At 69.0% G+C, this 18,160-nt stretch carries 17 protein-coding genes and 1 riboswitch; of the genes, 11 read left to right on the forward strand and 6 right to left on the reverse strand.

Going from position 1 to position 18,160, the window contains the following annotated elements; all coding sequences use genetic code 11:
- Positions 1 to 38: 38 nt before the first annotated feature.
- From D9T14_RS03060 to D9T14_RS03105, 10 genes are all read left to right on the forward strand, one after another.
- Positions 39 to 668, forward strand: a complete 630-nt coding sequence (locus D9T14_RS03060; RefSeq protein WP_119160688.1) for a bifunctional 4-hydroxy-2-oxoglutarate aldolase/2-dehydro-3-deoxy-phosphogluconate aldolase — start codon at positions 39 to 41, stop codon at positions 666 to 668.
- 14 nt (positions 669 to 682) lie between these two features.
- Positions 683 to 1,789, forward strand: a complete 1,107-nt coding sequence (locus D9T14_RS03065) for a sugar kinase (RefSeq protein WP_119160689.1) — start codon at positions 683 to 685, stop codon at positions 1,787 to 1,789.
- A 91-nt stretch (positions 1,790 to 1,880) separates the two neighbouring features.
- The gene (locus tag D9T14_RS03070; protein ID WP_232012505.1) at positions 1,881 to 3,440 is read left to right on the forward strand and encodes an MFS transporter; all 1,560 of its coding nucleotides are present in this window, start codon (positions 1,881 to 1,883) and stop codon (positions 3,438 to 3,440) included.
- Positions 3,441 to 3,515: 75 nt separating this feature from the next.
- Positions 3,516 to 3,634: riboswitch (FMN riboswitch) on the forward strand.
- Between the two features lie 96 nt (positions 3,635 to 3,730).
- The gene (locus D9T14_RS03075) at positions 3,731 to 4,633 is read left to right on the forward strand and encodes an ABC transporter permease (protein WP_119160690.1); all 903 of its coding nucleotides are present in this window, start codon (positions 3,731 to 3,733) and stop codon (positions 4,631 to 4,633) included.
- Positions 4,630 to 5,631 (forward strand): ABC transporter substrate-binding protein, encoded by a 1,002-nt coding sequence (locus D9T14_RS03080; protein WP_119160691.1) that lies wholly within the window; start codon positions 4,630 to 4,632, stop codon positions 5,629 to 5,631. The genes D9T14_RS03075 and D9T14_RS03080 overlap by 4 nt, the downstream gene beginning before the upstream one ends.
- 138 nt (positions 5,632 to 5,769) lie before the next feature.
- Positions 5,770 to 6,939: a homoserine O-acetyltransferase MetX gene (gene metX, locus D9T14_RS03085; protein WP_119160692.1), complete on the forward strand. Its 1,170-nt coding sequence runs from the start codon at positions 5,770 to 5,772 to the stop codon at positions 6,937 to 6,939.
- Positions 6,939 to 7,574 (forward strand): methionine biosynthesis protein MetW, encoded by a 636-nt coding sequence (gene metW / locus D9T14_RS03090; protein WP_119160693.1) that lies wholly within the window; start codon positions 6,939 to 6,941, stop codon positions 7,572 to 7,574. The genes metX and metW overlap by 1 nt, the downstream gene beginning before the upstream one ends.
- Before the next feature lie 70 nt (positions 7,575 to 7,644).
- Positions 7,645 to 8,112: an Lrp/AsnC family transcriptional regulator gene (locus tag D9T14_RS03095; protein WP_119160876.1), complete on the forward strand. Its 468-nt coding sequence runs from the start codon at positions 7,645 to 7,647 to the stop codon at positions 8,110 to 8,112.
- A gap of 27 nt (positions 8,113 to 8,139) precedes the next feature.
- Positions 8,140 to 9,732, forward strand: coding sequence for an apolipoprotein N-acyltransferase (lnt, locus tag D9T14_RS03100; protein ID WP_119160694.1), 1,593 nt, complete (start codon positions 8,140 to 8,142; stop codon positions 9,730 to 9,732).
- An 81-nt stretch (positions 9,733 to 9,813) separates the two neighbouring features.
- Positions 9,814 to 10,623 (forward strand): polyprenol monophosphomannose synthase, encoded by an 810-nt coding sequence (locus D9T14_RS03105; RefSeq protein WP_119160695.1) that lies wholly within the window; start codon positions 9,814 to 9,816, stop codon positions 10,621 to 10,623.
- A 111-nt stretch (positions 10,624 to 10,734) separates the two neighbouring features.
- Here the strand turns inward: D9T14_RS03105 and D9T14_RS03110 are convergent, their stop codons facing one another.
- The 4 genes from D9T14_RS03110 to D9T14_RS03125 all read right to left on the reverse strand — a co-directional run bounded on the left by D9T14_RS03110 (position 10,735) and on the right by D9T14_RS03125 (position 14,475).
- The gene (locus D9T14_RS03110; RefSeq protein ID WP_119160696.1) at positions 10,735 to 11,073 is read right to left on the reverse strand and encodes an RNA polymerase-binding protein RbpA; all 339 of its coding nucleotides are present in this window, start codon (positions 11,071 to 11,073) and stop codon (positions 10,735 to 10,737) included.
- Positions 11,074 to 11,263: 190 nt separating this feature from the next.
- Positions 11,264 to 12,058, reverse strand: a complete 795-nt coding sequence (locus tag D9T14_RS03115; RefSeq protein WP_119160697.1) for a glycerophosphodiester phosphodiesterase family protein — start codon at positions 12,056 to 12,058, stop codon at positions 11,264 to 11,266.
- Between the two features lie 15 nt (positions 12,059 to 12,073).
- Positions 12,074 to 12,745, reverse strand: coding sequence for a PGPGW domain-containing protein (locus D9T14_RS13275; protein ID WP_126464219.1), 672 nt, complete (start codon positions 12,743 to 12,745; stop codon positions 12,074 to 12,076).
- Between the two features lie 194 nt (positions 12,746 to 12,939).
- Entirely contained in the window at positions 12,940 to 14,475 is a 1,536-nt protein-coding gene (locus D9T14_RS03125) for a UDP-N-acetylglucosamine 1-carboxyvinyltransferase (protein WP_259340959.1), read from the reverse strand.
- Positions 14,476 to 14,635: 160 nt separating this feature from the next.
- Here D9T14_RS03125 and lpdA point away from each other — a divergent pair, with 160 nt between their 5' ends.
- Positions 14,636 to 16,039 (forward strand): dihydrolipoyl dehydrogenase, encoded by a 1,404-nt coding sequence (gene lpdA / locus D9T14_RS03130; RefSeq protein WP_119160700.1) that lies wholly within the window; start codon positions 14,636 to 14,638, stop codon positions 16,037 to 16,039.
- 73 nt (positions 16,040 to 16,112) lie between these two features.
- Here the strand turns inward: lpdA and D9T14_RS03135 are convergent, their stop codons facing one another.
- Entirely contained in the window at positions 16,113 to 17,387 is a 1,275-nt protein-coding gene (locus D9T14_RS03135) for a chloride channel protein (RefSeq protein WP_119160701.1), read from the reverse strand.
- Complete coding sequence (locus tag D9T14_RS03140; RefSeq protein WP_170175695.1) at positions 17,384 to 18,139, reverse strand: 2,3-bisphosphoglycerate-dependent phosphoglycerate mutase; 756 nt, start codon at positions 18,137 to 18,139, stop codon at positions 17,384 to 17,386. The genes D9T14_RS03135 and D9T14_RS03140 overlap by 4 nt, the downstream gene beginning before the upstream one ends.
- Positions 18,140 to 18,160: the final 21 nt, after the last annotated feature.

An 18,160-nucleotide genomic window follows, 5' to 3' on the forward strand; every position in this document is an offset into this window, starting at 1 on the left:
GCGGACTCAGACCTCGTGCACCGAAGGGATCGTCTGACATGTCCGCGGACCTATCGACCATCACAGCCCACCGGATCATCCCCGTCGTCGTCCTCAACAGCGCGGACCGGGCCGACGGGCTCGCCCAGGCCCTCGTCGACGGCGGCCTGCCCGTCGCCGAGGTGACCTTCCGCACCGACGCGGCCGTCGAATCCATCGAGATCATGGCACGCCATGGTGACGTCCTCGTCGGCGCGGGCACCGTCCTCGACGTCGGCCAGGTGCACCGCGCTCTCGATGCCGGTGCGGGCTTCATCGTCAGTCCCGGGTACAGCCAGGCCGTCGTCGACGAGTGCCTCGGCCTCGGCGTCCCGGTCCTGCCGGGCACGGCGACCCCCACCGATGTGACAGCCGCCGTCAACTCCGGTCTCGACACCGTCAAGTTCTTCCCCGCCGATCCCCTCGGGGGTGCCGCGACCATCAAGGCCCTGTCCGGCCCGTTCCCGCAGGTGCGGTTCATCCCTACTGGCGGTGTCAACGCCGCGACCGTGGGCGAGTACCTGGCCCTCGACTGCGTCCCCGCCGTCGGAGGCTCCTGGATGGTCCCGGCCGGGCTCATCGACGCCGGTGAGTTCAACCGGGTCACCGAGCTCGTCGCCGGGGCCGTCGACGCCGTCAAGGCCTGCTGAGGGGGAGTACCACGATGACTGCTGGCATCACCCTGCGCCCGGCCGATCAGTGCGCCTTCGACGCCGCGAGCCTCGGCGAGGTCATGTTGCGACTCGACCCGGGCGAGGGCCGCATCCGCACCACCCGCGTCCTCCACGTCTGGGAGGGCGGCGGCGAATACAATGTGGTCCGCGGCCTGCACAAGGTCTTCGGCCTGCGCTGCACCGTCCTCACCAGCCTGGTCGACAACGAGATCGGTCATTTGGTCGAGGACCTCGTCGAACAGGGCGGCGTCGACACGTCCAACATCGCCTGGGTTCCCGGCGACGGTGTGGGACGGACGGTTCGTAACGGCCTGAACTTCACCGAACGCGGCTTCGGCGTCCGCGGCTCGGTCGGCGTCTCCGACCGCGGCAACACCGCTATCGCCCAGGCCAGGGCCCGCGACTTCGACCTGGATGCCCTGTTCACCAAGGCGGGCGTGCGCTGGCTGCACACCGGCGGCATCTACGCCGCCCTGTCCGAGCAGAGCGCCCGGACCTGTGTCGACGTCGTCCGGGCGGCCCACGAGGCCGGTACCGTCGTCTCCTACGACCTGAACTATCGTCCGAGCCTGTGGCGAGCCATCGGGGGGCGGGCCCGCGCCCAGGAGGTCAACCGCGAACTCGCCAGGTACGTCGACGTCATGATCGGCAACGAGGAGGATTTCACCGCCGCTCTCGGTTTCGGGGTCGAGGGCATCGACGAGAACCTCACCGACCTGCCCGTCGACAAGTTCGGAGCCATGATCGAGTCCGTTGCCGACGCCTACCCGAATTTCAAGGTCATCGCGACCACTCTGCGGGGTGTCCGGTCGGCCTCCAACAACGACTGGGGCGCCCTGGCCTGGAGCCGGCCGGACGGCCTCGTCCAGGCGACCCAGCGCGACGCCATGGAGATCTTCGACCGGGTGGGCGGCGGCGACTCCTTCGCCTCGGGCCTCGTGTACGGCCTGCTGAGCGGTGAGCCGCTGCAGACCTGTGTCGAGTACGGCGCGGCCCACGGGGCCCTGGCCATGACGACCCCTGGCGACACCTCGATGGCCACCAGGGCCGAGGTGTTCAAGCTGGCCGGCGGCGGAAACGCCCGCGTCGATCGCTGAAACCGTTCCTGGCCGGTTCCCGGCCCTGTGAACGACACCGATCGGCGCGTCCGGTACGCGCGCCCGGGGCACTCGGTGAGAAGATCCTTCGGTGAATCCTCAGCAGAGCGCCCAGTCCCACGTGGAGCGCATCAGCGTCGACAGGCGCAGATGGTGGGGATTGGCCGTCCTCACTGTCGCTCTGCTCATGGCGTCGATGGACAACACGATTCTCAACATCGCTCTGCCGACACTCGCCCGCGAGCTGCACGCCACGAACGACGCCCTGCAGTGGACCGTCGACGCCTATCAGCTCACCTATGCCGGATTCCTCCTGGTGGCCGGCAGCCTCGTCGACCGCTGGGGGCGCAAACGCACCTTCATGACCGGCGTGATCCTGTTCGGCGTGTGCTCGATCGCCGCCGGCCTGGCCAGGGGGGCTGCCATGCTCATCGCGGCACGCGCCCTCACCGGTATCGGCGCCGCCCTGCTCACGCCATCCACCCTGGCCGAGGTCTCCGTGCTCTTCCGTCGTCCAGCCGAGCGGACGACGGCCTTCGCCGTCTGGTCCGGGGCGAACGGTGCAGGCGCAGCGATCGGGCCGCTGCTGTCGGGCGCCCTGCTCGAGCGCTTCAGCTGGTCGTCCATCTTCTTCATCAACGTACCCCTGGCCGCGTTGTGCGTGGCGGCCGGAACCATGCTGCTGCCCCGCGCCGCGCCGGCCCGGCACGAGGGACGCATCGACTGGTCCGGTGTCCTCGCCTCCATCCTCGGCCTGTCGCTGCTGTGCTGGGCCGTCATCTCCGCGCCCGGTCTGGGGGCCGGGTCCCCGCTCGTCATCGGCGCATTCCTCGTCAGCCTGGTCGTGCTCGGCCTGTTCGTCTGGGGACAGACGCGGGCCGGGACGCCGCTGCTCGACCTTGCCCTGTTCAAGCGCCGCACCTTCACCGTCGCGGTCGCGGTCTCCGGCCTGGTCACCGGCGGGGGAGCGGGGGCCCTGTTCGTCCTGGCCCAGTACATGCAGTACGTGCTGGCCTTCACACCCTGGCAGTCCGGCCTGGCGATCATGCCGGTGGCGGCCTGCATGCTCGCCGGCGCCGTCAGCGCACCGAAGGTGCTCAACAGGATCGGCATCAAACGCATCGTCGTCATCGGACTGGCACTGGTCGCCAGCGGCTTCGCCGCCATGGCCCTGAGCGGTTCCGCGATGGCCTACTCGCATCTCGTCGTCGGTGCCTGCGCCTTCGGCCTGGGTGCCGGGATGCTCATGCCCGCAGCGACGCAGGCCGTCATGGACTCCCTGCCCGCCGGTTCCGAGGGCGAGGGCTCGGCAACCAACAGTGCCCTCATGCAGGTGGGCAGCGCCCTCGGCGTGGCCGTCATCGGCAGCCTGCTGGCCTCCACCTACCGCGCCGGGCTCGAGGGCAGGGCCGTGCTCTCGGGCCTGGACGAGGCCACTCGCGAAACCGTGCTCAGCTCTGCCGGGCAGGCCTTCTCGATGGCGCTGGACGGCATGGACGAGCTGCTGGCAGCCATGCGCGAGGCCTTCTCCGCCGGCATGACGCTCGGGCTGGGGGTCTGTGCCGGCATCGTCGCCGTCGCAGCCATCGCCGTCGTCGTCCTGTACCCGGCACCTGCCGGCGAACCGGCAACCGGGCCGGGGCGGAGCTGACGGCGGTCCGCCCCGTGCCAGCCGCCCATGCTGTACGAGCGCCGGGCGGAGGGGATATATAGTTTGCTTCGCAACCAACGTGCCCGGGGTCGGTGAAAACCCGAACCGGCGGTAAAGCCCGCGAACCAGCTCAGCTGGCCGAACCGGTGAGATTCCGGTGCCGACGGTCATAGTCCGGATGGGAGAGCACGTGCGGACCCGTGGGGTCGGCAGTGGCACATGCCGTGCCGCCGACCGTGCGGCCCTGCCTGCGTCCCGGTCACGGCGATGTGACAGGAGATGCACGGCCGATGAGAACGATCCGGGCGAACAGGGTGCCGGCGCCGCTGGTCGTGCGCGTGGGCGCCCCCGTGGCCGTGTTCAGCGTCCTGCTCCTCACCTGGCAGTTCGTCGTCGTCTCGGGCACCGTCCCGCCCACCCTGCTGCCCAGCCCGGGGCAGGTCCTCGCCCGCCTGGTCAGCGACCTGAGGGCGGGCGTCCTGGTGCACCGCACGCTCGTGACGATCTGGGAGGCGATCCTCGGCTGCGCCCTGGCCAGTGTCGTGGCCCTGCCGATCGGTTACCTCATCGCCCACGTCCGCTCGGCGGAGGCGGCGTTCTCGCCGTACCTGGCCGCATCCCAGGCGATCCCGGCGGTTGCGCTCGCCCCGCTGCTGGTCATCTGGGTCGGCTATGGCCTGCTGCCCATTGTGCTGCTGTGCGCCCTGCTCGTCTTCTTCCCGCTGGTCCTGTCGACCACGCTCGGGATCCGCACCATCGATGACGAGATCACCGAGGCCGCCGAGCTCGATGGCGCCTCGGGGTGGTCGATGATCGCTCACGTCGAGGCGCCGATGGCCCGCTCGGCGATCCTCACCGGCATCCGCAATGGTTTCACGCTGTCGATCACCGGTGCCGTCGTCGGTGAATTCGTCATGGGTGGCAAGGGCCTGGGCATGATCGTCTCGGTCGAGTCGGCCACCGCCGACACCACGGGCCTGTTCGCCACCATCATCGTCCTGTGCGTGCTCGCCGTCGTCATCTACATGACGATGCTCCTCGTGGAGAACCTCACCGATCCCTGCCGCGCCGCCGGGGACCGTGTCGGATCCGAGCCCGAGAACGACGCCGAACCCTTCCCGCACCCCAGGACCCTGAGCCCTCACATCGTCCCCTCGGACCCCCGGACAGCCGACAAGGAGCTGATCGCATGACTCATTCCCGTTTCCGCCGCCTGTGGCAGGCCCTGCTCCTGGCCATGGGGCTCACGCTCGTCGTCTCGGCCTGCTCCGGCAGCGAATCGCCGGGCTCCGGCGCCAGTGACGGCGACGAGATCGTCGTCGGCCTGACCTACACCGCAGACATCCAGTTCTCGCCGTTCTACGTGGCAGCCGAGAAGGGCTATTTCACGGACGAGGGCCTCACCGTGACGCTGCGTCACCATGGCACGTCCGAACCCCTGCTCGGCGCACTGCAGTCCGGCGACGAGGACGTCGTCTACGCCGGCGGGGACGAGATGATGGTCAACCGGGCCCAGGGCGTCGACGTCGTCGACTTCGCCACGATCTATCAGAGCTACCCCGGTGAACTCATCGTCCCGGCCGATTCCGCCATCGGCTCCCTCGCCGACCTGAAGGGACATTCGATCGGCGTCCCCGGCGAGTTCGGGGAGACCTGGTACACCCTGCTGGCACTGCTCGACGAGGCCGGCCTGAGCCGTGACGACGTGGACATCCAGAGCATCGGGTTCACCCAGCAGTCGGCCCTCATGACCGGCAAGGTGGATGCCGTCGTCGGTTTCGCGAACAACGATGCCGTCCAGTTCCGGCAGGCCGGCTTCGAGATCCGCGAGATCGCCCCGAGCGAGGGCACCCCGCTGGTCGGCCTCGGCCTGGGCGCCACGGCCAGCACCCTGTCCGAGCGGCGTGACGATCTGACCGGTCTGCTCAACGCGCTGGAACGGGCCGCCGACGACTGCGCCTCGAACCCGGACGAGGCCGTCGAGCTGTCGGCCCGGTACATCACCACGCTCACCGACGACGAGCAGCGCGCGAAGGCCAGGGCCACGCTCGAGGCGACCAACGCCCTGTACGGCGATGACTTCGGCAAACAGGACAGCGACAGCTGGGCCGCCATGAGCGCCTTCCTCATGGAGAAGGGCATCACCGCCGAGGCAGTCGACCCCGACCAGGCCCACGTCACGCTGAGCTGAGAACCGGTTCGTGGCCCGATCGCCGGGCACCGGCGTCATGACGGCGCCCGGACGGGACCGGCACCCGGCTAGAGTTGAGCAGCGACCCCGTGACACCGACCGGCAGTGCGCGGACCGAGCCCATTCAGGAGTGACCCCATGACATCGGCCGAGCCCAGGACGCTCGTCGAGACGAAGACGATCCGTCTGTTCGACGAGAACAGACCGCTCGACTTCGTGCGAGGCGGCCGCCTGAGCGAGGTCAACGTCGCCTACGAGACCTACGGCACCCTCAACCGGGCCCGCGACAACGCCGTCTACGTCTGTCACGCCCTCACCGGCGACGCCCACGCGGCCTTCTGGCACGAGGGCGACAACCGTCCCGGCTGGTGGGACGTCATGATCGGACCGGGCAAGGCCATCGACACGGACCGCTGGTTCGTCATCGCCTCGAACATCCTGGGCGGCTGCCAGGGCACCACCGGCCCCTCCGACATCGACCCGGCCACGGGGGAGCCCTACGGCCTGGACTTCCCGCTCATCGACATGCACGACTTCGTCACCGTGCACCGGGCGCTGCTGGCGGCTCTCGGCGTCGAACACCTGCACGCCGTGGTCGGCGGCTCGCTCGGCGGCATGCAGGTGCTCGACTGGTCGCTGACCCATCCCGAGGACATGGACCAGGCCGTCATCGTGGCCGCCTCCAGCCGCCTCACCGCGCAGAACATCGCCTTCAGCGCCGTCGGGCGCGAGGCGATCATGCGGGACGAGAACTTCTACGACGGCCGCTTCGCCGCCCACGACGCCAATCCCACGGTGGGGCTCGCCGTGGCGCGGATGATGGCGCACATCACCTACACGAGCGAGGAGGGTTTCGAGGAGAAGTTCGCCCGCCGCCCCCAGTTCGACGCCCGCCATCCCGGTTTCGGCGTCGACTTCGCCGTCGAGAGCTACCTGGATCATCAGGGCAGCGTCTTCGTCAACCGTTTCGATGCCCTCAGCTACCTGTACCTGACCCGCGTCATGGACTACTTCGACCCGTTCGCCGATCCGACCGCCATGGACCAGGTCGCCAGGACTGCCCTGAAGTACCTCGTCATGAGCTTCGACTCCGACTGGCGTTTCGGCACCGCCCACTCCCGGCGCATCGTCCGCCGACTCCAGTCACGCGGCCTGCCGGTCAGCTTCCGTGAGATCAGCGCGCCATGGGGCCACGACTCCTTCCTGCTGAAGATCGACCCCTATCTCGACACCGTCCGCGCCTTCCTCGAACAGCCGGCCACACCGAAACCGAGCATTCACCGTCGCCGCATGGGGAGGCACCACTGATGCCACCGGACCGTCTGACCCAGGGCCTGCTGCGCCACGACCTGCAGTCGGTGGCCGCACTCATCAACAGAGGCGAACGCGTCCTCGACCTCGGTTGCGGGGACGGCGACCTGCTCGCCTATCTGATCGGCGCCATGGACTGCACGGGCACCGGCGTCGAACGCGACCCCGGTGCCGTCATGGCGGCCATCGGACGGGGCGTACCGCTCATCGAGCTCGACCTCGACACCGAGCTGGGGGAGTTCGGCGATGACTCCTTCGACGTCGTCGTGCTGTCCCGTACGCTGCAGGCGGTGCTCCGCCCCAAGGACGTCATCATGCAGATGCGACGCATCGGCCGGCGTCTCATCGTGACCATGCCCAACTTCGGTTTCTGGCAGCACCGGCTACGGCTGCTGAGCGGCCGCATGCCCCAGAGCCGTGACCTGCCCTACACCTGGTACGACACCCCGAACCTGCACCACACCACGCTGGTCACCCTCGAGGAGTTCTTCACAGACTGCGGGCTCACCGTCGCCCAGCGCATCCCGCTGGACGGCAGGGGACGTCAGCCGCGCATCGGCGGGCGTCTCCTGCAGCACGGCGCGAACCTCCTCGCTGGTTCGGCGATCTACGTCCTCGCGCGCAGCAGCTGACCCGTCCACGGCGCCGTGCACAATGCGGGCACTCGGACCAGGACCGTTGTCATCTGCCAAAATGACGTTCATGGAGTCGACCGACCAGAAGATTCTCGCGCTGCTGGCCCGCGACGGTCGCATGTCTTTCACCGACATCGGCCGTGAAACCGGCCTGTCAACGTCAGCTGCCCAGCAGCGCGTGCGGCGCCTGGAACAGCGCGGTCTCATCTGCGGCTACCGGGCCAGGCTCAACGGCAAGGCCCTCGGTCGCTCACTGGTGGCCTTCGTCAAGATCATCCCGGTGGGCCATGTGACGGACGACACCAGCGTCGTGGAACTGCTCGAGCAGATGCCGGAGATCACCGCGTGCTACTCGGTGGCGGGTGACGCCAGCTATCTGTGCCAGGCCGAGGTCGGCAGCCCCGAGGACCTGGACGATCTGCTCACCCGGATCCGCATCGCCCAGCCAGTGGCGACCTCGACGACGATCGTGCTGCGCACCATGTTCGCCGACCGGCCACTCGTCGACGAACCAGGCGCCCCGAACGGCGCCTGAGGGCGCGCCGCGACTGGTTCGGCACCCATGAGCCAACGACCCGACCGGACCGCCGCCCTGCGGGGCGGACCACCGCAGACCGTCCTGCCCTGGTGGGCGGCGCTCCTGGCGTCCCTGGCGGCCGGCGCCCTGCTCGCCCTGGCCTACCAGCCCTTCGGCCTCTGGTTCACCGCGCCGCTCGGCGTCGGCGTGCTGTGCTGGCTGTCCCGCCAGGCCCGCGTGCGCCGGGCCGTGTGGTCCGGTTTCGTCGCCGGCCTGGTCCTGTACGGGGTGACGGTCAGTTTCGAGTACATCGTGGACTGGTGGTTGCCGCTGCTGCTCGTACCGGTGCTGGCCCTGTGGCTCGCCCTCGTCGCCGCGATCCAGCGTCTCGTCCAGCGGTTGCCGCTGTGGCCGCTGTGGGCGGCGGCGGCGTGGACCGCGGTCGAGGCCTGCGCACAGCGTTTCCCGCTGGGCGGTTTCGCCTGGGACAGGCTGGGCTTCACCACGGCCGACGCGCCCTTCGGCGGTTATCTGTGGGTACTCGGCGCCGCCGGCACGGGATTCGTCGTCGCACTGACCGGCACGCTCCTGCTCGCCGCCGCGGATGCCCTGGCGGGGATCGGCCGCCGTGCCGCGCGAGCCGCGACGCTCCTCGTCCTGGTGGTCCTCATCCTCGCCGGCGGGGCAGTGCTGCGGGCGGTCCCCGTGGCCGAGCCCGGGGAGGGCGAGGTGACGATCGCCGTCGTCCAGGGCGACGTCGACGGCTCGGCGGGCCCGCACGCCATGGGCTATGCGCGCTCGGTGACCGACAACCACGTCTCCGAGACGATCATGGCGATGGCCCGCGCCCGTACCGGGCTCGACCCGATGCCGGACCTGGTGCTGTGGCCGGAGAACTCCACCGACATGGACCCGAACAGCGACGAGCAGACGCGCGAACTCATCGCCCGGGCCCAGGACATCGCCGGCGTGCCGATCCTCGTCGGCGCCGTCACCGACGGGCCCGGTGCCGGCGAACGGCAGACGACGGCATTGTGGTGGACCGCCGACGGCGAGACCGATCGTCATGCCAAGCGCAACGCAGTCCCCTTCGGTGAGTACACCCCCATGAAGGACCTCGTCTTCTCGCTCGTGCCGATGGCCAGGCAGGTCGGGCGTCAGACGGTGCCGGGCACCGAGCCCGGTGTCCTCGACGGGGAACTCAACGACGGGCGCCGGCTCAGCGTCGGCACCATCATCTGCTACGAGCTGGCCTTCGACGCCACCGTCTACGACACCGAGCGGTACGGCGGCCAGGTGATGACGGTCCAGTCGAACAACGCCACCTATGAGGGCACCATGCAGCCGCTCCAGCAGTTCTCCCTCACACGCATCAGGGCCATGGAGATGCGCCGCGAGATCGTCGTGTCGACGACCAGTTCCTACTCGGGCCTCATCGGCGCCCGCGGTGAGGTCATCGCCCGCAGCACTCCCGGCACCGCCTACGCCCGCTCCTTCACCGTGCCCGTCCGCTCCGGGACCACGCCGGCCATGACGATCGGTCTCTGCTGTGAGCTGGCGGGCGTGGTCCTGGTCGTGGCAGGTGCGGCGGCCGGGGTGGCCGTGGGCCGTGCGCGAACCCGGGCAGCGGATCGCTAGACTGAGCCCGTTGCCGCGCCACCGTCGCTGCAGTGATCTCTGACGGCCCGGACGGGCCCTCTCCAGTACGAGGAGTGTGTCATGGTTGACCGCAAGCACGAGCCCTTGGACAAGGTACTCGTCATCATCCCCACCTACAACGAGGCTGAGAACCTGGAGTCCATCGTCCAGCGGCTGCGCGAGGCGGTACCGACCGCGGATGCCCTCATCGCCGACGACAACTCCCCGGACGGCACCGGAGACATCGCCGACCAGCTGGCCGCCCAGGACGATCACATCCACGTGCTGCACCGCGCCGGCAAGGAGGGGCTGGCGGCAGCCTACGTCGCCGGCTTCCGGTGGGGGCTGGAGAACGGCTACGACGTGCTCGTCGAGATGGACGCCGACGGGTCCCACCAGCCGCAGTTCCTGCCCGCCATGCTCGCCGCGCTGAGGAATGCCGACATGGTGAAGGGTTCGCGCTGGGTGCGCGGAGGCGAGGTCGTCGACTACGACCTCAAACGCGAGTGGCTGTCGCGGCTGGCGAACATCTGGATCCAGGCCGTCATGGACCTTCCGGTGCATGACAGCACCGGCGGCTTCAACGCGTTCCGGGCCAGCGCGCTGGAGGCCATGGACCTCGACACGATCGCCTCGAAGGGATACACCTTCCAGGTCGATCTCACCCGCCGTGTCATCGCGGCCGGCGGCACCGTCGCCGAGGTACCCATCAGCTTCCCGGACCGTCAGCTCGGCGAGTCCAAGATGAGTGGCTCGATCATCGTGGAGGCACTGCGCCGCACGGCCGGCTGGGGCTGCGAGAAGCGTTCGGCCCAGATCAGGCAGCTCGCCGAGGCGACCACGGACAGGATCAAACCCCTGCTCGGCAGCCTCACCGGCAAGGCCCGCTGACCGAGCGAGGGAACCCCCTCGTCCCCATGAGATGAGGGGGCCGCGGACCAGCTCACGTGCTGGTCCGCGGCCCCCTCACTCGAGAAGTGCTCTGAGAACGGAACCGGGCGCTCAGTAGTGCGGGGTGTGGCGCACGACCTCGAGCCGCTCGGCGAGCAGCTCCTCGAGCTCGGAGATCGAGCGGCGCTCCAGGAGCATGTCCCAGTGCGTGCGAGGCGGTTTGACCTGCTTGTCCTCGGGCTGGGTGCCGTCGGAGCGAGCCGCCACGGCCCCGCAGCGCGGGCACTCCCACTCGGCCGGGAGCTCGGCCTCGGTCGAGAAGGTGATGTCGAAGTGGTGGCCCTTGGGGCAGTCGAAGCCAAGAACCTTGCGGGCGGCGAACTCGACTCCCTCTTCGTCCTCGAAGCTCTTGGCCCCGAGGCCCATGCCGCGTAGTGCTCGATCTGCCATCTCAGTTCCTTCTTGTCCTGGCCCTCACGGGCGATCCTGCAGTGCTCGGAGGTATCGGCAGCGATGTCTCATCGGCTCAACGACTCAGGCGCTGTCGTTGTTCCACGAGCAGACCCGCCCCGGTGCACATCACCAACCATAATCAGGCTCCGAGTCATGAATACCATGCCGGCGAACAGCAGGTGAGCTCTCACCACAGATCACGGTCCGTGCACAAGGCTTTCAGCTCGTCGATGCGATTCGAGACGATGCCGTCGACGCCGGCGTCCATGAGCGAGCGCATCTGGTCCGGATCATCGACCGTCCACACGTGGACGCGCATGTCCCTCTCGCGTGCGGTGCGCAGCAGGTTACGGGTGAGCACCTTGACGCTGACCGGCCCGATCCGCTGCCGCACCGGGATCTGGAAGGCCTGCACGCCCGCATTCACGAAACGGGGCAGCAGCGGCACGAAGGACGACCAGGCGACCGCACCCAGGGACGCCGATGTGGCCACGCGCGGCCCCATGGCACGGCGGAAGGCAGCCAGCCGCCTGGGACTGAAACTCGCCACGCAGACCCGGTCGTAGGCGTTGTGACGGCGAATCGCCCGCGCCAGTGGTGCGATGGCGTTGGGCTCCTTGATGTCGATGTTGATGCGTGCCTCGGGCAGCGCCTCGAAGACCTCGTCCATCGTTGGGATCGGTTCGCGGCCACCGATGCGTGCGGTCCTCACCTGCGCCCAGTCGAGTTCGGCGATGGCGCCCCGGTGATCGGTGACCCGGTCGAGCCGCATGTCGTGGAAGGCGAGCAGTTCGCCATCGGACGTGGCGTGCACATCCGTTTCGACATAGCGGTAGCCCAGGTCGTCGACGGCGTGCTGAAAGGCGGCCAGGGAGTTCTCGAGTTCCTCGCCGATCCTGTCGTCCCAGCCGCCGCGGTGGGCGAGCGCCGAGAAGGGCGCATCGAAGTAGGCATAGTCGCTGGCGTTACGGATGGTGCGCACGATCCGGGATGCCTCTCAGCCGACACCGGGCAGATGGGACAGCCACCGAGCCGCCCAGCCCGGAACCCAGGAGGGAATGCCGATGACGAGCAGAACGATGTAGAAGCAGGTCACGACGATGGCGCCGAAGGCTCCCATGCCGATCACCTTCGCCCTGACCGACCAGCACTCGATGCGGCGCACGAGCATCATGACGGTGACGGTGATGCGATGAGCCCATCGGAACTCGCTGGCCAGCACGGCCATGCCGATGAGGAACAGCGGGATGCCGCCGGGGCCCGGCAACCAGCCCGTGAGCGCTGAGAGAACGAGAAGAAGGGCACCGAGGACGCCGATGCCGGTGCGGTAGGCCAGGGAAGTGGCCGGGTTCGCATGGATACGGGCGCGCCAGGCGAACCGTTCCCGCCGGGGAATCAGCCAGCGGTGCATGGCCGGCCTGATGCCGTGCGCTCGTGGCACGACTGTGCCGCCATCATTCCTGTACAGAGGCTCCGCGACGTCCTCACCGGCACCTGGCGACCCATCGGCTGCGTCATCGGGACCCCCTGCAGCCGTCGGCAGCGAGGGCGGCGCTGTGAGCAGGGAATCGTTCTCAGCCGCAGCCTCTTCGTTCCCGTCGGGTAGCCCACGAGCCCCCAGGGCGTGCAGCAGCTGCGGCGCCTGGTCGAAGACCTGTGCTGTGCTCACGGGTCAATGCTGCCAGAAGAACATGGCAGCCACGGCATTCCTCCCCTCAGATTCGCTCTCACGGGGGAGACGCCGGGCCAGGAGTGCGCCTCTGGTCGCATGAACTCAGAGCCACGGAGGATCCTGAGCTATGCCCAAGGGGGCACGGCGGTGGGGTCCGGCCGTTCGCCCGGACCCCACCGGTGGCCGAAAGATCACTCGTAGAAGGGCTCCACGTGAGCGCCGAGCGCGTTGAGCCTGGTGGGCAGGTCCTCGTAGCCGCGGTTGATGACGTAGACGTCACGGAGCACGCTGTTGCCCTTGGCGGCGAGCATCGCGAGGAAGAGGCAGACCGCGGGGCGCAGCGCCGGCGGCGAGACCATGTCGCGGCCACGCCACCGCGTCGGACCGTTGATGACGAGACGATGCGGGTCGAGCAGTTGCACGTTCGCGCCGAGCTGCGACAGCTGCAGCAGGTGGATGGAACGGTTCTCGAAGACCCAGTCATGGATCTGCGTCTGGCCGTGGGCCGTCGCGGCGATGACCGCGAAGAACGGCAGGTTGTCGATGTTGAGGCCGGGGAACGGCATCGGATGGATCTTGTCCGGCGGTGCCTTGAGCTCGCTGGGCCGCACCGTGACGTCGGTCAGGCGGGCAAGACCATTGCCGGACCGGTACTCGTGGCCGAGGGAGTAGTCAAGGCCCATCTGCTCCCCGAGGATCGCGAGCTCGACCTCGAGGAACTCGATGGGCGCGCGTTCGATGGTCAGCTCGGAGCCTGTGACGATGGCCGCGGTGATGAGACTCATGGCCTCGATCGGGTCCTCGCTGATCTGGTACGAGACGTCCATGCTGGGCGGCTCGTCGAGTCCATGGATGACCAGCGTCGTCGTGCCGATGCCCTCGATCTGAACCCCGAGCAGCATGAGATAGGCGCACAGGTCCTGCACCATGTAGTTGGGTGAGGCATTGCGGACGATCGTCGTGCCCGGGGTGATGGCGGCCGCCATGAGCGTGTTCTCGGTGACGGTGTCGCCGCGTTCGGTGAGCACGATGCGACGCTCGGTCCCGTGGTCGTGGTCGGCCGAGACGTTGTACTGGCCGTTCGTCGCGTGCACCTGGACGCCGAAGTGGCGCAGGGACTGCAGATGGGGCTCGACGGTGCGCACGCCGAGATCGCAGCCGCCGGCATAGGGCAGCTGGAAGTTCTCGTAGAAGCGGCTGAGCGGCCCCATGAACATGAGGATCGACCGGGTGCGGCGGGCCGCGGCCTCGTCCATGCCGGCCAGGTCGAGCTCATCGGGACGATGCAGCGTCAGGTCCTTGCCGTCGGGCGACCACGCGACCTCGACACCGATGCTCGTGAGCACCTCGATGAGACGATTGACCTCTTCGATGTGGGCGATGCCCTTGAGCACCGTGCGGCCGCGGTTGAGCAGGCTCGCGCACAGCAGCGCGACGGCGGCGTTCTTGCTGGAGCGCACCGGGATGGAGCCCTCCAGGTGGGTCTCGCCGCCGATGCGGAAGTTCAGGGCACTCGTGTTGCCCGGAACGATCAGGGGCGATTCCAGTGCGTTGGCGATCCGGTTGATGGTTTCCAGGGACAGGTTCTGGTGTCCGGACTCGATCCGGTGGATGGCGCTCTGGCTCGTGTTGAGCTCGGAGGCCAGCTGGTTCTGGGTCATGCCGCGCTGCTTGCGCGCATCACGGATGAGCCGGCCGATGTTGGCGGGGGTAGGTTCCTGAGTCACGGCGACATCATAACTCATTCTTGAGATATTGCATGTCGCCGACGTTTCCCGCCGAGCCGTCTCACGCGTCATCGTGGGGGAGCGGGGCACCGATGTCGCTCAGAGCGAACCGGAGAGACGGACCTCAGCCGGCTTGGATGCGATCCTTTACAGTGACGACATGAGCGCTCATTTTGATGTTGTTGTTCTCGGTGCCGGCCCCGGCGGCTATGTCGCCGCCATCCGTGCAGCGCAGCTCGGCAAGAAGACCGCGGTCATCGAGAAGCAGTGGTGGGGCGGTGTCTGCCTCAATGTGGGCTGCATCCCCACGAAGGCCCTCCTGCGCAACGCGGAGCTGGCCCACATCGTCACGAAGGAGGCCGCGACCTTCGGTATCAGCGGGGACATCACCGTCGACTACGGCAAGGCCTTCACCCGCAGCCGGCAGGTCAGCGACCGCATGGTCAAGGGCATCCACTTCCTGATGAAGAAGAACAAGATCACCGAGTACGACGGCTACTGGGGCACCTTCCTCGACGCGAAGACCCTCCAGGTCGCCAAGGACGACGGCACCACCGACACCGTCACCTTCGAGAACTGCATCATCGACGTCGGCGCCACGGCCAAGATGCTGCCCGGCACGAGCAAGTCGGCCAATGTCTACTCCTTCGAGGAGATGATCCTGTCCGACCAGCTGCCCGGCTCGATCATCATCGGTGGTTCGGGCGCCATCGGCACCGAGTTCGCCTACGTCCTGGCCAGCTACGGCGTCGACGTGACCATCGTCGAGTTCCTCGACCGCATGGTCCCGAACGAGGACGAGGAGATCTCCAAGGAGCTCACCCGCGAGTACAAGAAGCTCGGCATCACGATCATGACGAGCACCGCCGTCCAGTCCGTCGTCGACACCGGCACCGGCGTGGACGTCACCGTGGCCCCGGCGGCCGGCGGCGAGTCCCAGGTGCTGCACGCCGACAAGATGCTGCAGGCCATGGGCTTCGCCCCCCGCGTCGAGGGCTACGGCCTCGAGAACACCGGTGTCGCGCTCACCGAGCGGGGCGCCATCGCGATCGACGACTACTGCCGCACCAATGTCCCGGGCATCTACGCCATCGGCGACTGCACCGCCAAGATGATGCTCGCCCACACCGCCGAGGCCATGGGCGCCGTCGCCGCCGAGACCATCGCCGGGGTCGAGACCATGCCCGTGGACTACACGATGATTCCGCGCGCCACCTACTCCCAGCCCCAGATCGCCAGCTTCGGCCTCACGGAGAAGCAGGCCCGGGACGCCGGCTACGAGGTCACCACGAGCAAGTTCCCGTTCAGCGCCAACGGCAAGGCCGTCGGCATGGGCGCCGCCACCGGGTTCGTCAAACTCGTCGCCGACAGCCGCTACAACGAGATCCTGGGCGCCCACATGATCGGCGAGGGCGTCACCGAGCTGCTGCCCGAGCTCACCCTCGCCCAGAAGTGGGACCTGACCGCCGGTGAGGTCGCGCTCAACGTCCATGCCCACCCGACCCTGTCCGAGGCCCTGAAGGAGGCCGCCGAGGGCATCGAGGGCCACATGACGAACCTCTGACCGCCCGGGACCGGCCCGAACCGTGGGGCGTCCCCTTCCGGCGCCCCACGGCCGTGCAGTGGCCCCGCTCCCGTCAGTGCCGGCACCTGCGCAGCGCGCCCGTGACGAGCCGGTCGAGGCAGCAGACGGCCCACACGGCGAGCAGCACCGCGACCGCGACCGGCAACGGAGCCCTCGTCAGCTCGATCGCGAAGAAGGCGGCGAAAAGAGGCGCCTTCTGGTTGAGGGCGAGGACGCAGCCCGCCCCTGCGATCGTCAACACCGCCGTCGTGGCCGGATCGGCTCCCGCCACGACACCGACGATCCCACCCGTGCAGGCCCCGACGGCCAGCGAGGGCGTCAGCAGGCCCCCTGTCGACCCGGTAACGAGGGCCATGGCGGTGCCGCAGCTCTTGGCCATGAGAAGAGCGACGAGCGCAGGCGGCGCGAGAGAACCGGTGAGGACGGCTTGGACGGCCACCTGCCCGTTCCCGACGACGAGCGGCTGCCAGATGGCCAGTGCCGCGACGGCGAGCGACCCGAGCGGAACGGTCCGGACGAGCAGGCGGGTCGGCGGTACGTGCCGGCGAGCGGCACCGATGAGCGCGTTGAAGCCCCAGCCGACGACCAGGGCCGCCGCCACGAGGACCAGGACCCATGGGTTGATCGGCCCATCGGCAGGACCGGACGGTATGGCATAGCTGGGCTCGTCATGGTTGAACAGCCATGAGACGGCGGTGGCGATGGCGCAGACGAGCGCGACCAGTCCGGCGTGCACCCACCCGCGACGCGTCCGCAGATCCGGGTGCACGATGAGCTCCAGCGTGTAGCAGGTGGCGGCGATCGGTGCGTTGTAGACGGCTGCCAGGCCCGCCCCGGCCGCAGAGCCGATGAGCAGCCGGCGGCTCTCCCCGCCGAGCCTCGTGCGGTCGAGTACCGCTTGGCCGCCGACCGCAGCGAGGATGCGCGGGGCCGCCTCGCGGCCGAGCGAGATGCCCGAACCGACGATGAGCAGCTGGGCGAGGGCGTCCGCGATGCCGGTGGCGGCCGGCATGCGGGTGCATCTGGCCGGTTCGGGGCCGACCGCCTCGGCGATGCCGGGTGGCATGCCCGTGGGCCGGGGCCTGATGGACCGCCAGCAGATCCCGCAGACCAGACCGGCCAGGACCGCCACGCCCAGTCGCCGCCACACCGGTGCGGCAGCGACACCGCCCGGGGCAGTGGTGTAGTCGAAACCGAAGCAGATCGTCTCGATGCCGGTCGAGAGACAGCGAGTCAGTGAGCCGATGAGGCCGGCGAGCACCGCGACGAGCACGACGGCCAGAGCCGGCCGCGCCCAACCGTGCGCGGCTCTCGGGCGCTCGGTCACGTACCGCCCTCTGCCGCTACCCTGGCGGCCTCGACCTGGGCCGTGGCCGGGTCGAGATAGCTGCCGGCGCGGTCCAGCGGATCACCGTGCTCATCGGTCTCGAAGACCAGCGGCTGGGCCGCCGGGATGTTGAGCCGCTCGACCTCGGCGGCGGTCACCCCGCCCATGAGCAGGCACAGCGCGCGCAGGGAGTTGCCGTGGGCGACCACGGCGACCGGTCCCTCGCCGTCGGCCAGCTGCCCGCGCAGCCATGCCCAGAAGGGACGCACGCGTTCGACGACATCGGCCAGGGACTCGCTCATGCCGAGGACGAGCGGCCCCAGCTCGACGCTGCTGGTGGGCCAGCCGGCGCGCTGCTCTTCGGTGGCCGCCGGGGGCCGGCCGGTCAGTGTGCGCCGCCAGGTGAAGAAGGCCTCCTCCCCCCAGCGGGCACGGCACTCGTGCTTGGGCACGCCGGTCAGGCAGCCGTAGTCGCGCTCGGCGAGCCGCCAGTCCAACCGCAGCGCCGCCTCCGGGCAGAGCACCTCCTGAATGCCCTCGGCCGTCCGGGTGGCGCGCAGCAGGGGAGAGGCGACCACCAGGCGGGGGTGCAGCCCGGCGTCGGCCATGAGCCGGGCCGCGACGCCGATCTGGGCGACACCGCGCTCCGACAGGTCGACGTCGAGCAGGCCGGTGAAGATCTGGTCGGCGTTGTAGACGGACTCGCCGTGCCGGACCAGGACGAGAGTGCGCCGCTGCTCACCGTTCTGCATGGTCGCCTCCCTCCCTCCTGA

Origin of the sequence: Propionibacterium australiense (genome assembly GCF_003666605.1) — a bacterium.
GTDB lineage: Bacteria > Actinomycetota > Actinomycetes > Propionibacteriales > Propionibacteriaceae > Propionibacterium > Propionibacterium australiense.